The organism is Flavobacterium circumlabens (assembly GCF_004345565.1).
Taxonomy (GTDB): Bacteria; Bacteroidota; Bacteroidia; order Flavobacteriales; family Flavobacteriaceae; genus Flavobacterium; species Flavobacterium circumlabens.
Genome location: NZ_SLWA01000001.1, coordinates 432,249 through 444,834, shown reverse-complemented (window position 1 = coordinate 444,834; position 12,586 = coordinate 432,249). Strand labels below are relative to the sequence as shown.

General features: G+C 33.7%; 16 protein-coding genes. 4 read left to right on the top strand and 12 right to left on the bottom strand.

Translation table 11 applies throughout. The features are described 5' to 3' along the window. Window positions 1–7: 7 nt before the first annotated feature. From EV142_RS01865 to ruvC, 6 genes are all read right to left on the bottom strand, one after another. Window positions 8–358, bottom strand: a complete 351-nt coding sequence (locus tag EV142_RS01865) for a DUF4260 domain-containing protein (protein ID WP_132032170.1) — start codon at window positions 356–358, stop codon at window positions 8–10. Continuing rightward, the gene (locus tag EV142_RS01860; protein ID WP_132032168.1) at window positions 355–762 is read right to left on the bottom strand and encodes a GNAT family N-acetyltransferase; all 408 of its coding nucleotides are present in this window, start codon (window positions 760–762) and stop codon (window positions 355–357) included. Before EV142_RS01860 ends, EV142_RS01865 begins: the two co-directional genes overlap by 4 nt. Window positions 763–795: 33 nt before the next feature. Further along, window positions 796–1,857, bottom strand: a complete 1,062-nt coding sequence (locus tag EV142_RS01855; protein WP_132032166.1) for a DUF4421 family protein — start codon at window positions 1,855–1,857, stop codon at window positions 796–798. 47 nt (window positions 1,858–1,904) lie between these two features. Beyond that, complete coding sequence (locus EV142_RS01850; protein ID WP_132032164.1) at window positions 1,905–2,678, bottom strand: cyclase family protein; 774 nt, start codon at window positions 2,676–2,678, stop codon at window positions 1,905–1,907. Between the two features lie 93 nt (window positions 2,679–2,771). Then, on the bottom strand, window positions 2,772–3,908 hold the full coding sequence (gene hemW, locus EV142_RS01845; RefSeq protein WP_132032162.1) for a radical SAM family heme chaperone HemW: 1,137 nt from the start codon (window positions 3,906–3,908) through the stop codon (window positions 2,772–2,774). A gap of 132 nt (window positions 3,909–4,040) precedes the next feature. Further along, window positions 4,041–4,595 carry a crossover junction endodeoxyribonuclease RuvC gene (gene ruvC / locus EV142_RS01840; RefSeq protein ID WP_132032160.1) on the bottom strand — a complete coding sequence of 185 codons (555 nt, stop codon included), beginning with the start codon at window positions 4,593–4,595 and terminating at the stop codon, window positions 4,041–4,043. A gap of 108 nt (window positions 4,596–4,703) precedes the next feature. On the opposite strand from ruvC, the gene EV142_RS01835 reads away from it, so the two are divergent. Together EV142_RS01835 and EV142_RS01830 are read left to right on the top strand one after the other, a co-directional pair. Further along, window positions 4,704–5,648: a lysylphosphatidylglycerol synthase domain-containing protein gene (locus tag EV142_RS01835; RefSeq protein ID WP_132032158.1), complete on the top strand. Its 945-nt coding sequence runs from the start codon at window positions 4,704–4,706 to the stop codon at window positions 5,646–5,648. After that, window positions 5,645–6,748 carry a glycosyltransferase family 2 protein gene (locus EV142_RS01830; RefSeq protein WP_132032156.1) on the top strand — a complete coding sequence of 368 codons (1,104 nt, stop codon included), beginning with the start codon at window positions 5,645–5,647 and terminating at the stop codon, window positions 6,746–6,748. Before EV142_RS01835 ends, EV142_RS01830 begins: the two co-directional genes overlap by 4 nt. Before the next feature lie 69 nt (window positions 6,749–6,817). On the opposite strand, the gene EV142_RS01825 is transcribed toward EV142_RS01830, so the two are convergent. Next, window positions 6,818–7,303, bottom strand: a complete 486-nt coding sequence (locus EV142_RS01825) for a hypothetical protein (protein ID WP_132032154.1) — start codon at window positions 7,301–7,303, stop codon at window positions 6,818–6,820. A gap of 160 nt (window positions 7,304–7,463) precedes the next feature. Here EV142_RS01825 and EV142_RS01820 point away from each other — a divergent pair, with 160 nt between their 5' ends. After that, entirely contained in the window at window positions 7,464–7,964 is a 501-nt protein-coding gene (locus EV142_RS01820) for a DUF456 domain-containing protein (RefSeq protein ID WP_132032152.1), read from the top strand. Between the two features lie 284 nt (window positions 7,965–8,248). Beyond that, window positions 8,249–8,848 carry a DUF937 domain-containing protein gene (locus EV142_RS01815; RefSeq protein ID WP_132032150.1) on the top strand — a complete coding sequence of 200 codons (600 nt, stop codon included), beginning with the start codon at window positions 8,249–8,251 and terminating at the stop codon, window positions 8,846–8,848. Window positions 8,849–8,931: 83 nt separating this feature from the next. On the opposite strand, the gene EV142_RS01810 is transcribed toward EV142_RS01815, so the two are convergent. The 5 genes from EV142_RS01810 to EV142_RS01790 all read right to left on the bottom strand — a co-directional run bounded on the left by EV142_RS01810 (window position 8,932) and on the right by EV142_RS01790 (window position 12,573). Further along, complete coding sequence (locus EV142_RS01810) at window positions 8,932–9,840, bottom strand: pseudouridine synthase (protein ID WP_132032148.1); 909 nt, start codon at window positions 9,838–9,840, stop codon at window positions 8,932–8,934. 195 nt (window positions 9,841–10,035) lie between these two features. Continuing rightward, window positions 10,036–10,992, bottom strand: coding sequence for a geranylgeranylglycerol-phosphate geranylgeranyltransferase (locus EV142_RS01805; RefSeq protein WP_132032146.1), 957 nt, complete (start codon window positions 10,990–10,992; stop codon window positions 10,036–10,038). A 116-nt stretch (window positions 10,993–11,108) separates the two neighbouring features. Next, window positions 11,109–12,047, bottom strand: coding sequence for a mevalonate kinase family protein (locus tag EV142_RS01800; protein ID WP_132032144.1), 939 nt, complete (start codon window positions 12,045–12,047; stop codon window positions 11,109–11,111). Window positions 12,048–12,049: 2 nt separating this feature from the next. Continuing rightward, window positions 12,050–12,355: a type II toxin-antitoxin system RelE/ParE family toxin gene (locus EV142_RS01795; protein WP_158286281.1), complete on the bottom strand. Its 306-nt coding sequence runs from the start codon at window positions 12,353–12,355 to the stop codon at window positions 12,050–12,052. Continuing rightward, the gene (locus EV142_RS01790) at window positions 12,355–12,573 is read right to left on the bottom strand and encodes a hypothetical protein (protein ID WP_132032140.1); all 219 of its coding nucleotides are present in this window, start codon (window positions 12,571–12,573) and stop codon (window positions 12,355–12,357) included. The genes EV142_RS01795 and EV142_RS01790 overlap by 1 nt, the downstream gene beginning before the upstream one ends. Window positions 12,574–12,586 lie beyond the last annotated feature (13 nt).

Here is a 12,586-nt window from a genome sequence, read left to right as displayed (position 1 = left end):
TCATTGTTTATTTACCTATTTCACCTAAATGGGTGTATTTAAATCCTTTTTCATACTTTAATCCATAACCAAATATTCGGTCCATTGCAGCATGCGAAAATAAAATAACGCCAACAAGCTGCAGCAATTCTATTTTTAAATAACAACCTGCTAAATACAGCAAAACGGAAAGCCCTTTATGATGAAATAGATTGTAGGAATAAGCACCAATTTTAGTATTCAGAATATAACCGAGCATCGAAAAATCCGGTGCTAAAATTAAGACCAAAAACCACCACCACTGATAATTTAAGAGACTGAATAAATAAATCCCAAAAATAAATAAGCCTAATTCTTCCAGTTTGATTATTGTTTTCATAGTAATTTCTTTTCCATCATTTTTTCAGGATGTTCCAATGCCTTAAACCCAAATTTCTCATATAAAAAATGTGCATCTGTTGTGGCTAATCTCCAGATTTTAATATCTTTCAGAACGGGTTCACTCATCATCTTTTCGATTAAGACAGAAGAGTAACCTTTGCCGCGATGTTCTTCGGTAATAAAAACATCCATCACATATCCGAAAACCACATAATCCGTAATCACGCGTGCAAAACCAATCTGTTTATCATTTAAATAAATTCCAAAACAAACCGAAGAATCAATAGTAGTCTGCACTTCTTCGATTGTTCGTGCCGCAGTCCAGTAAATATCTTTTAAAAAAGTTTGAATAAACGGAACATCAAGTTTGTTTTTATCTGTCGAAACGGTAATCTGATTCATGATTTGTTGCAGTACTATAGTTTTTAGGTGGTGTTACATTTTAATTTTCTCGTCAATTTTTTCAACTGGCTTTCTAATAAACCCCGGAGCATCAAAACGATAGCCAAAATACAATAATCCGTAGACTTTGTCATTAGAAATAATAGTAGATTTATCTTCGTTATACGAACTGTTGCTAAAGTTTAAGCTTGCTCCGCAAAGTATGCGATCGCTGTTATAGCCCACTTTTATACCGCCTTCAAGGTTTCGGGTTAAGTAAGTATGTTTCTCGATAGTTGTGACACCGGAATCAGTACTCTTGTCCTTTAAAAATTTTACGCCAAGCGATGGGGATAAATTGGGTGCAATATAAAACCTTTTCCCAATGATGAAATTATAATAATATCCCGCAGCCAATCGAACATCAAATTCTTTTTGTTTACCGTCAAGATCATCTGTTTTTGATTTAATGGTGTTGTAGGTGTAAATTAAGGAAGGAATAAAGCTTCCTGCGCTCTTTTTTTGCCATTCGGTAAGCGAGGTAATACTTTTTAGTGAAAATTTTGGGTTAAAAAGATAAGATGTTGACATTCCGTATTGTATTGTTTTAAAATCCGGAAACTGAAGATACGGATCTTTTCCCTCTACCCAGCCAGGTGAAAAATCAGACATATTGGAGACGTAATAACCTTTTGTTTTACTGAATTGGACTGTCTGAAGCCATCTTCCTAAAAAGAAGCGAAAATTGTAATCTGAAAATGAAGATTTTCCTTTTAAATTTTCATCTTTATTACCGCCAAAAAACTTCGGGTAGAATCCGTAACTAAATCCGATAAATTTATAATCGATATTTAAGAATAGCTTGTAGCTGTTGTTGGTCTCTAAATCTAAATTAGTCCCCTTTTTATTATTTAAAAAATAATTGTCACTTTGCGTGCTTACGTTTGCCCGAACCATTATTTTATCCGGATAATAAATAAAATTGGCCGTGTCTTTTTGTGGCTTGTTTTGGCTGAATATGCTGCTAAAAGAGAAAATAAAAACCGGAAGAAAAAGATAGGACCAAATTGCACGGTGACCGGTTCGTTTCAGGTTTGGTTTCTTTGCTGGTTTCATTTTTTAATATTTTTTTGCAGGTTCAAAACTACAAGTTAAAATTAGAATCAAAAAAATAGTACAGAATATAAAATTGGTTTACTCGGACTGGCATCATTTTCAAATGATGCAATTTGTAAATTTAGCAAATAGTTTCCATCTGCAATTTCATTGGGAACAAAAATCATTTCGGTAATTGTAGCGTTTAAACGCGCATCAGAATTTAAGTGTAAGGTGTCTTTTACGTTCCAGAATGCTTTATGAGCCAGGAGTTTTCCTTCGTCGTGTTCTTTGTCTACACTTGGCAAATCGATTAATAAATGCTGAATTTCGCTTTCGCGGATGAAAATTGCAGCTTCTTCAGATACATAAGGAGGATTGGTATTCGAATATTTTCTGGATTTTTTCTCTTTTTGATTCGGAATTGTTCTGATAATTAAAGCTTCAGTTTTAGCACTGGAAGTCCATGCATTTATCGCTTTTTCAACCTGATTTTTTGTAATAACCAAATCATCTCCCAATTTTTCAGGTTCAATGGTGATTAGTTGTGCAACAAAGAAAAACTGTTTCAGTGCTTGATTGATACTGTAAAAATTATTGGTAATATGTCCCAGGCATTCCGTGTGTGTGCCATGTCCGTGCGGATTGAAAAAGATATTGTTAAAATTGGTCGAAGATTTTCCTTCCGAAACTTTCCCGATCCATTCGCCAAAAACGACAGGTTCAATGGTTGGTTTTTCAATGTACCAGGCAATCGGATTTTCGTCTGTATTCGTTAACGGAATCGAGATGTCGATTGGTTTTGACAAGTCTATTTCGAAGTTGTTTATTTTTGCTAGCATAAGGGCACACGGATTTTACGGATATTCTAACGCGGATTTTACGGATTTTTTCAATCGGCGTTGCTGGCATCCGTTTTATCAGCGTTCTAATTTTTATTCTTCCAAATTTAAGTAAAACAGATCACTTGCGATTCCATCGGTTAAAAATTTTCCTTTTGCGGTTGGCTTTAGAATATTATTTTCAATAAAAACTAAATCGTCATTAAGAAATTTCTGCGTTTGTTTGTTCAGATATTCCAGATATTCAGATCCGAATTCATTTTCAATTCTGTCCAGCGAAATGCCCCAGATGGTTCGTAATCCTGTCATAATATATTCATTATAACGATCTGATTTTGATAGAATTTCAGTTTCAATTGGCAATACATTTTTCTGAATCGATTTGAGATAAAGTGAATTATTGGCAATATTCCATCCTCTTTTTTCACCATCATAACTGTGAGCAGAAGGCCCGGCTCCAATATATTTTTTGCCCAGCCAATAAGCGGAATTGTTTTTAGAAAAGTGATTCTCTTTTCCGAAATTCGATAATTCGTAATGAATGAAACCCTTTTTTTCAAGTGTTTCCACCAAAATCATAAAATGATTGGAAGCCACTTCATCTTGCGGTTCGGCAATCTTTCCGGTATCGATAAGTTTTCTTAAAGCTGTTTTTGGTTCCACTGTTAAGGCATAACTTGATATGTGCGGAATGCCGAAACTCAATGCCGTTTCAATATTCTGCCTCCACATTTCGTCGCTCATTCCCGGGATTCCATAAATTAAATCCAGTGAAATATTGTCGAAATATTTTGTCGCTTCTGTCAGACAATTGATGGCTTCCGCGCTGTTATGAGCCCGATTCATCATCTTTAAATCTTCTTCATAAAAAGACTGAATTCCAATACTTAGCCGATTTATGGGACTTTTAGATAATTCAAAAATTCTTTCTTTCGACAAATCATCAGGATTGGCTTCAAGCGTTATTTCCGGGTTTTCAGAAACCCTGTAATTCTCATAAATCGTATCAATCAGAAGCTGCAGTTCTGAATTTTCCAAAACCGAAGGAGTTCCTCCGCCAAAATAAATGGTTTCAACGATTTCATTTTCAAACTCACTTTTGCGCATCCCGATTTCTTTGGCAATAGCCAAAACCATCTGTTCTTTCTTCTTCATAGAAGTCGAAAAATGAAAATCGCAATAATGGCAAGCCTGTTTGCAAAATGGTATGTGGATGTAGATTCCGCTCATTTTTTTTAATTAGATAATTTGTCAATTAGAAAATTAGATAATGAGATCGCTATACGAATAAGAATTAACAAATTGGAAAATTAAAAGATACGCAATAAAGTAATTATCTAATTTTCTAATTGGCAAATTTTCTCATTTACGGATTTTGTCTTCATTCTGTTTCACAAAAGCATCCCAACCGGTATAACTTTTTCCGGCAACTATTTTTCCGGAGTTAAAGAAATGACAAACTGCAGCGGCCAAACCATCAGTTGAATCGAGATTTTTAGGTAATTCTTTTAAGCCTAAAAGCTGTTGCAGCATTTTGGCAACTTGTTCTTTACTGGCATTTCCGTTTCCGGTAATGGCCATTTTGATCTTTTTGGGTTCGTATTCCGTAATCGGAATATCTCTCGAAAGTCCCGCTGCCATTGCAACGCCTTGCGCACGGCCTAACTTCAGCATCGATTGCACGTTTTTCCCAAAGAAAGGCGCTTCGATGGCAATTTCGTCCGGATGATGTGTTTCGATTAATTCTATAGTACGGTCAAAAATAATTTTAAGCTTCTGGTAATGATTGTCATATTTAGAAAGCTGCAACTCGTTAAGCTGCAGAAATTCCATTTTTTTATTGATGACTTTAATCAATCCAAAACCCATAATGGTTGTTCCGGGGTCAATGCCTAATATGATGCGTTCTTTTGTCAAGTTTTTTGTTTCAGGTTTGAAGTTTCAGGTTGAAAGTTTTAAAAAAGGAATATAATTCATTTTCTAATTTTAAAATTGCCACATTTTCAAATTGATTACTTTTGCAGCATGATTTCAATTCCTCACAAAGCTAAACAATTCCTTGTTCTTCTGGCCAAACTTTTGATTGTTGGAGGTGCTTTTTATTTTATTTACGATCAGCTGGCGCACAACGATAAACTCGACTGGCAGAAATTTATTATTTTGTTTCGCAAAAATCAATCTGTATCAGGAATTGCCTTTATTTTGCTTTTAAGTGTTTTGAATCGTTATTTTGAGATTTTGAAGTGGCAGAATCTGGCCAGGGTAATTCACGAAATTTCAATAGGAGAAGCTACAAAACAAGTACTTGCCGCTCTGACAGCCGGAATTTTTACACCAAATGGAGTAGGAGAGTACGCCGGAAAAGCATTGTTTTATCCCAAATCGGAAGCAAAGAAAGTGGTTTTCCTGAATCTGATCTGCAACGGAATCCAGATGATTCTGACGGTGATTTTTGGTGTTTTCGGATTGCTGTATTTTAATGCGAAATACAATGTAATTACAACCAAAACCGTTGTCATTTTATTTGCCGTTTTCTTTTTGTTTTTTGCAATTTTATTTTCATTGAAAAAGATTAAAATCAAAGGGTATTCGATAGAAAAACTGCTTCATAAAATCAATGAAATTCCAAAGTCAGTTCATCAGAAAAATATATTTTTAGGCATTTGCCGTTACCTGGTTTTTTCACATCAATATTACTTTTTGTTTTTGGCTTTTGATGTAGAGTTGCCCTATTTTACACTAATCGCAACTATTGCGGTAGTTTATTTTTTGGCTTCATCGTTGCCGACTTTTCAGTTTTTGGACTTTGCAGTCAAAGGAAGTGTGGCTATTTATTTCTTCGGAATTTTAGGTGTTAACGAATGGATTGTCGTTTTTATTTCTACTTTAATGTGGTTTTTAAATGTTGTTTTACCGGTAATTTTGGGAAGTTATTATGTTTTGAATTTTAAAACGAAAGCTGTAAAATGAGTCTGGCCTTGTTCCTCCTGTTACAAATTTACATCATTACTATTGGCTTGTTGATTTATGGTTTTTTCAAAATAAAAAAATACCGGAAAAATAATTTAGATCCCCAGACGAGTTTTACGATTATTGTTCCCTTTCGAAATGAAGCTCATAATTTGCCTCATCTTTTGAAGAGTTTCACTGAACTTAATTATCCGGTTGATTTATTGGATGTGATTTTGGTTGATGATGAATCAACGGAAAAATTTCAGCTTTCAGCTTTTAAATTCCAAATTAAGATAATTGACAATATCAGGGTTTCAAAATCTCCTAAAAAAGATGCCATTGCTACAGCAATGAAGCACGTAAAAACAGATTGGGTTATTACGACCGATGCTGATTGTATTGTTCCTGAAAATTGGCTGCTGACTTTTGATAACTACATTCAGGAAAATGAAGTTTCAATGCTTGCAGGCCCTGTTACTTATGATTGCGAGAATTCGTTTTTGCATCATTTTCAGCAGTTAGATCTTACGAGTCTGCAAGGTGCTACCATTGGAAGTTTTGGAGTACAAAAAGCTTTTATGTGCAACGGGGCAAATTTTGCCTATAAAAAATCATTGTTTGAAAAGATCAATGGTTTCGAGGGAAATAATGCAATTGCAAGCGGAGATGACGTTTTTTTACTCCAAAAAGTTGCAAATTTAAATCAAAATCTGGTTCATTATCTAAAAGCAGAAGAAGCGATTGTTCATACAAAACCAACTCAGGACTGGGAATCGCTATTTTACCAAAGAGTGCGTTGGGCAGCGAAAACAAGTTCTTACGAAAGTTTATTCGGAAAAATTTTAGGACTGATTGTTTTCTTTGCAAATCTTAGTTTTGTAATCGGAACTGTATTTTTGTTTTTCGGAATCTGGTCGTGGCAACTTTTAACTTTATTGGTGGGTTTAAAGTTTATAATTGATTTTGGACTGCTTTACATCACCAATCAATTTTTAACGAACAAACGAATTAAGTATTTAGTTTTGAGTAGTTTGTTCTATCCTTTTTTCAGTTCGGCGGTTGCTTTGTATAGTTTGTTTGGCTCCTACAACTGGAAGGGACGAAGTTTTAAAGTTTAGTTTTTTATTTCAGAAAAAGCTATTCATGTTCGCTAAAACAGAACTTACGCATTCAAATCTTTCTAAAATTTACTTCATACTTTTTTCTGTGATAATGACAGGAAGAATAAACTGGGTTTTTACCGGAACTCCGCGTTTGATCGCAGGATTTACTTTTGGAAAATCAACCAGGCGCGCATGCAGGATGCTGTCGATCTTAATGGTGTCATAAGCGACCGAATCTTTTGGAAATTGGGGTTCGAATTTCATTGTGGCGTTAGGAAACACCGTTACTTTTACCTCAATAGTATCGAGTTCGGGATAAAGAATAGAAAGAGAATCTACATCTAATTTTTCCTGGATTAGTTGTGCCATTTTTTCGAAAAAGCATTGCTGACGCTGTTTTTTAGCTGCTATTTTTTCGCAATCGGCAACAGATGGAAATTCATCTACTTCTTTCCAGTTAATTGATTTCAGTTCTTTTTGTAGTAATTCTTTTTCAGACGGAACCTGCTTCTCAAAATATTGACAAGAATTGAAAAATAGTACGACTAAAAAAAGAGGGAAATGCTTCAAGATTTTGATGTTGAATGGAACTAAATTAATTATGGTATAAAAATACAATTATTTTTTTTTAGAAGCTTTGTATTACAGATATTCTTCGTAGCTTTCTAAAAGACATTGTTGTTTTAAATTGCAGTTTCATTTTGTTAAATAAAAAAATATTCTTTTTCGTATGGATATAGTATTGTTAGTACTTGGTTTTGTGTGCATGATTGTTGGAATATTCGGTAGTTTTATGCCGGTTTTGCCGGGATTATCCAGTTGTTGGGTGGGCCTGTTACTGTTATACTTAACGAAAGCAGTTGAAAATAATTATTGGGTATTAGGGATTACACTTTTAATAACAGTTATCATTACGATTCTGGATTATGTAATTCCGGCCAAAGGAACTAAGAAATTTGGCGGGAGTTCCTACGGAGTCTGGGGCACCAATATCGGTTTGATAGTCGGAATTCTTTCCCCAATTCCTTTTGGTGTGATTATCGGTCCTTTTGCAGGGGCTTTTATAGGGGAGCTTATTTATGATTCTAAAAATCACCGCAGGGCGTTAAAAGCGGCAACAGGATCCTTACTCGGATTTCTCGCTTCCAGTTTTGTTAATTTTCTTTTTTGTATCATTTTTCTCGGTATTTTTATCAGTATAGTGTGGCAAAACCGAAGTGGATTGTTTTAAATTTTTGCTCCGGGTTTAAGCTTTTTCTTATTTTTTTATTTTTTGTGAAAAATATTTTAATTTTCTTTCGTTTTTTTTTATTTGTTTTTGATAACGAAAGGGTTATGTTCATTGAGACTTTTTGAATTTGGTGTTGAATACGTCATAATTGCTTAGGGAAATTTTTAACTTATCTTTTGGAAATGTTAAAATATTTTATATTTTTATCCTGATAAACGATTAAAAGCCCCACTTTATCGGTTATTTTGAATGGATTTAAATAAATTTCTAAAAAATTAAATATTATGACTCCAAACCTACAAATTGAACTTAGACGTTTTATATCTTCCAATGTTGTTTCAAAGCTGAATAAATTTTATTTTGAAAATGATGCCCTTTTAATAAAAGGAATTGATGTTTCAATAGGTACAGTTCTAATGGGCTTGTACAATAAATCAGAGGAGTCAGGTTTTTATAAAGAAATTGTTTCATTAATTGGCGAAAATTCAACCTTTTATGGTGAAGTTGATTTTACTTCCGGAAGAATTTTATCAGTAGATGATTGTTATCGTGAAGAGGGAAATGATTTATTAAAAGAAATTTTCACCAACAAAAAGGGAAGAATTTCTGAGATGATTTCAAATGAAGTCGGAATCAAAAGTGAGACAGCAAGAGAAATTTTAAATTTTTCAGCACTACTGGTCGTTTCGTATCTTAAAAATAATATCCAGCTTTTAGACAGTTTAAAACTGTTATTGGAAGAACAGAAAAGAGATATCTTAAATAGTATTCACCCTGGAATCAAAATTATACTTGGCTTTTCGTGTTACGAATCAGTAGATGATAAAAATCAGGCCAATTTAGGAAGATCAATCTTTACACTTTTTGGTCACAATTTCTTTTAATATTTTCAAAATATTCTTAAAATAAAAAATCCCATTTTACAGCAGTAAAACAGGATTTATATGGATTGTCTGAAATCGTTTTATTAAACGTTTTTCAAGTTTATGACTTCCTGATCCGTTAGAAAACGCCAGTTACCACGTGGTAAATTCTTTTTGGTAAGACCGGCAAATGAAACACGATCTATACGCAAAACATCATAATCAAAGTTTTCGAAAATTGCACGAACCACCTTTACATTCGATGAACGTAATTTAAGACCCACTTCACTTTTTGCTTCTTTTTCAATATAGCTGATTTCCTCAACAAAAACGCGGTGTCCGTCAAGAACCAGACCTTTGCTGATTTTTTCTAAATCTTCAAATTTTAGATTTTTATCTAAAGAAACCTGATAGATTTTAGATGATTTCTGACTTGGTAAAGTAAATTTACGAATCATATCCGTATCGTTTGTAAACAACAACAAACCAGTTGTGTTTTTGTCCATTCTCCCAATTGGAGCAATCTTAGCGGTAGTAGAGCCACGAACTAATTCCAGAACATTACGATATTCCTGACCTTCATCTAAGGCAGTTGTAAAGTTTTTAGGTTTGTTCAACAAGATGTATTCTTTCTTTTCCGGAGTCAGAACAACACCGTCAAAGTTTACAACATCATTTAATTTTACTAAATATCCCATTTCAGTAACCGGTACACCATTCACTTTGACATTTCCGGACTGAATGTATATATCGGCATCACGACGCGAGCATACACCAGAATTTGAGATGTACTTGTTCAGACGAATTTCGTCAGCAGCTTTTTGCCTTTTTGGCGCCTGATTCTGTTTTTTAAGTTTTTGTGCCGCTTCTTCTTCAGCTGCTTTCACAGCAGGTTTCACTTTTTTCGGCCCTTGAGCACGCTTTTGCATGGCAGGTTTTGGCTTGTTAGAGTTTGATCTGGAGCTATTTGGTCTCGATCCGCCTCTGTCTTTATTGCCTTCCTTATTGTTCATATAATTCTGTAATTTGTGCAAAGATAGTTTATTCTTGCTAAATAATCCTAAGTTCATTGTCCTTAGATTAATAGCTGTTATTTTTTGGGCTTATTTACAGAGAGATTGACAAAGAATTCGACAGAGATTCGCAAAGGAATATATTTAATTTTTGTGCAGTTTTGTTTGAATTTTGAGAATCTGTGTGAATAATAATTAAGATTTCAACAGCAAACTCTTTCCGTGCCACAAAACACTTGGATTGATTAAAACAATGCAGAAAACTCCGGAGACAATCAGGAATTTCAATACGTTGTGCAGCAGTAAATATTGCCCTTTTGAGTTTGATTTCCAAAGATATAAAAGAAAAAAAAGCATTACCACAAAACAGATATAAAAATAAATATCCATAAAACCCACATCGTAAATGTTAATCAGGATATAAACGGGTAAAATCGTCAAAAAGGTTAAAACCGTAATGATTTGTTTTGAAGTGGTTTCGTTATATATTATGGGAATCGTTTTGTAATTGTTTACCAGATCACCTTTCAGATTCTCCAGATCTTTTATCATTTCGCGAATCAAAAGCAATAAAAATAAGAACATGGCATGTGCGGAAATTACCGCGAAATGACTCATGTGATCTTCGATTTCTTCGAAAGATATTTTGTTATAGAAATATAATAAGATGGCAAAAAAAGGAATTACAGCGAGTAATGCAGCGGTTAAATTACCAATAATCGGATATTTTTTTATCTTATGGGAGTAGAACCAAATTAAGAAAATATAAAGAGAAAAGAATAAAAAAGCACGCCAGGAAACGATTAGAGCCATTAGTACAGCGATAAAATTCAGAGTAAAATATACCGATAATTTAGTCTTCTGACTCACCAATCTATCCAGCATAGATTTGTTTGGCCTGTTGATTAGATCTTTCTGACTGTCGTAAAAATTATTGATAATATATCCCGAAGCAATAGTAATGGCAGAAGCAAAGACAATTAACAATAAATTGAAATCGAGTAAAATATCCAAAGCTCTTTTTTCGGGAGCCAATATGAAAATTGCCGATAAATACTGCGCTAAAACGATAATAGGAATGTTATAACCTCTCACCACAGAGAACAAACTAATAACTTTCATCGCTAAAATTTTATTCTTTCTGCTTAACATTTTGGGTTAACGGGTTATTTTTTAATAAAATAAATCAGACAAAGTAACAAAATAAAAAAAGGGAATAATGAGCTACACTCTCTATAGTAACGTCTAATTGGAGGGAAAATTATAATTTAAAATTGATAAACAACTTCCAGTTTGTAATCTTTCAGCGAAACTTTAGCACGCTCCAAATCTTCTGTAAAACCAAGAATATAACCACCGCCTCCGGAACCACAAAGTTTTAAGTAATAGTCGTTTGTGTCAATTCCGTTTTGCCAGATGCCATGAAATTGCTCTGGAATCATAGGTTTGAAATTGTTTAAGACAACCTTAGATAATTTTTTAGTGTTGGAAAATAAAGACTTCATGTCTCCATGTAAAAAGTTCTCGACGCAGGCATCTGTATATTTTACAAATTGGTTTTTAAGCATTGCACGGAAACCTTTGTCTTTCAGGTTTTCCATAAAGATGTTCACCATCGGAGCCGTTTCACCAACAATTCCTGAATCTAATAAAAACACAGCACCTTTTCCGTCAAAACTTTGAGTCGGAATTCCGGTTGCTTCAATATTGTCTTTAGAATTGATTAGAATAGGAATACTCAAATAACTGTTTAAAGGATCCAATCCTGAACTTTTCCCGTGGAAAAAACTCTCCATTTGAGAAAATATATTTTTTAACTGTAATAGTTTTTCACGGGTTAAATTCTCTAAAACCGTAATTTTTTGATGCGCATATTTATCATAAATTGCGGCAACAAGCGCACCGCTGCTTCCAACGCCATATCCTTGCGGGATACTTGAATCGAAATACATGCCGGTTTCAACATCATTTTTTAGGGAAGTCAAATCAAAAGTAACCAGTTCCGGTTGTGCTGTTTGTAAAGTTTCCAGATAAGTTACAAAACGTTTCAGGCTTAAGTTTGATGCAATCGCTTCTGCCGAAGGTTCTTCGGTTTTCTTCAAAGCACCATTGTAAAAATTATAAGGGATAGAAAGTCCTTTAGAGTCGCGGATGATTCCGTATTCTCCAAAGAGTAATATTTTTGAGTAAAATAAGGGTCCTTTCATGTTTATTTTATGTCTTTCTTTATTTTATTTGGGTCTTGTCGTGTGTCAAAAATGATATAAATTCTAATTTCATTTGAACCAAAACTATACAAGAGACTTGACTGTTTTGTTATAACACATTTTCGATATTTTTTATTTACTGATGATTTTGGGAAAATTTCAGGATTCATACTTATTATTGAAATTGCTTTATGAAATTTCACTAAATATATTTCTTTCGATTTTTTCGACCATCTGGCTTCAATAAAACTTAAAATAGTATTTAAATTCTTTTCAGCTGTTTTTGAAAAATTTACTTTAAGATTCACTACCTGTATTTTTTCATCACATCTTCATAACTGGTAAATTCTCCTCTTTCAAATTCTAATTCACTTTGAGCTACATCTGCTCTTTGTTCATCAGTCAAATCATCCCACCAATCTTTTTTCATCTCAGTCAACATTTTTTTGACTGCTTTAATGATTAAGGGATCATTTGTTTCTTCCAGTATTTTAATCACTTTAAGCTTTTCTAATTCAATGTCCATAATCAAAATTTTA

Excerpts from the sequence above, each read along its gene's own strand:
- EV142_RS01860 (WP_132032168.1), bottom strand. The coding sequence starts at position 762 with ATGAATCAGATTACCGTTTCGACAGATAAAAACAAACTTGATGTTCCG.
- EV142_RS01810 (WP_132032148.1), bottom strand. The coding sequence starts at position 9,840 with ATGAACAATAAGGAAGGCAATAAAGACAGAGGCGGATCGAGACCAAAT.
- EV142_RS01855 (WP_132032166.1), bottom strand. The coding sequence starts at position 1,857 with ATGAAACCAGCAAAGAAACCAAACCTGAAACGAACCGGTCACCGTGCA.
- EV142_RS01800 (WP_132032144.1), bottom strand. The coding sequence starts at position 12,047 with ATGAAAGGACCCTTATTTTACTCAAAAATATTACTCTTTGGAGAATAC.
- EV142_RS01815 (WP_132032150.1), top strand. The coding sequence starts at position 8,249 with ATGACTCCAAACCTACAAATTGAACTTAGACGTTTTATATCTTCCAAT.
- EV142_RS01820 (WP_132032152.1), top strand. The coding sequence starts at position 7,464 with ATGGATATAGTATTGTTAGTACTTGGTTTTGTGTGCATGATTGTTGGA.
- hemW (WP_132032162.1), bottom strand. The coding sequence starts at position 3,908 with ATGAGCGGAATCTACATCCACATACCATTTTGCAAACAGGCTTGCCAT.
- EV142_RS01830 (WP_132032156.1), top strand. The coding sequence starts at position 5,645 with ATGAGTCTGGCCTTGTTCCTCCTGTTACAAATTTACATCATTACTATT.
- EV142_RS01805 (WP_132032146.1), bottom strand. The coding sequence starts at position 10,992 with ATGTTAAGCAGAAAGAATAAAATTTTAGCGATGAAAGTTATTAGTTTG.
- EV142_RS01835 (WP_132032158.1), top strand. The coding sequence starts at position 4,704 with ATGATTTCAATTCCTCACAAAGCTAAACAATTCCTTGTTCTTCTGGCC.
- EV142_RS01850 (WP_132032164.1), bottom strand. The coding sequence starts at position 2,678 with ATGCTAGCAAAAATAAACAACTTCGAAATAGACTTGTCAAAACCAATC.
- EV142_RS01865 (WP_132032170.1), bottom strand. The coding sequence starts at position 358 with ATGAAAACAATAATCAAACTGGAAGAATTAGGCTTATTTATTTTTGGG.
- EV142_RS01790 (WP_132032140.1), bottom strand. The coding sequence starts at position 12,573 with ATGGACATTGAATTAGAAAAGCTTAAAGTGATTAAAATACTGGAAGAA.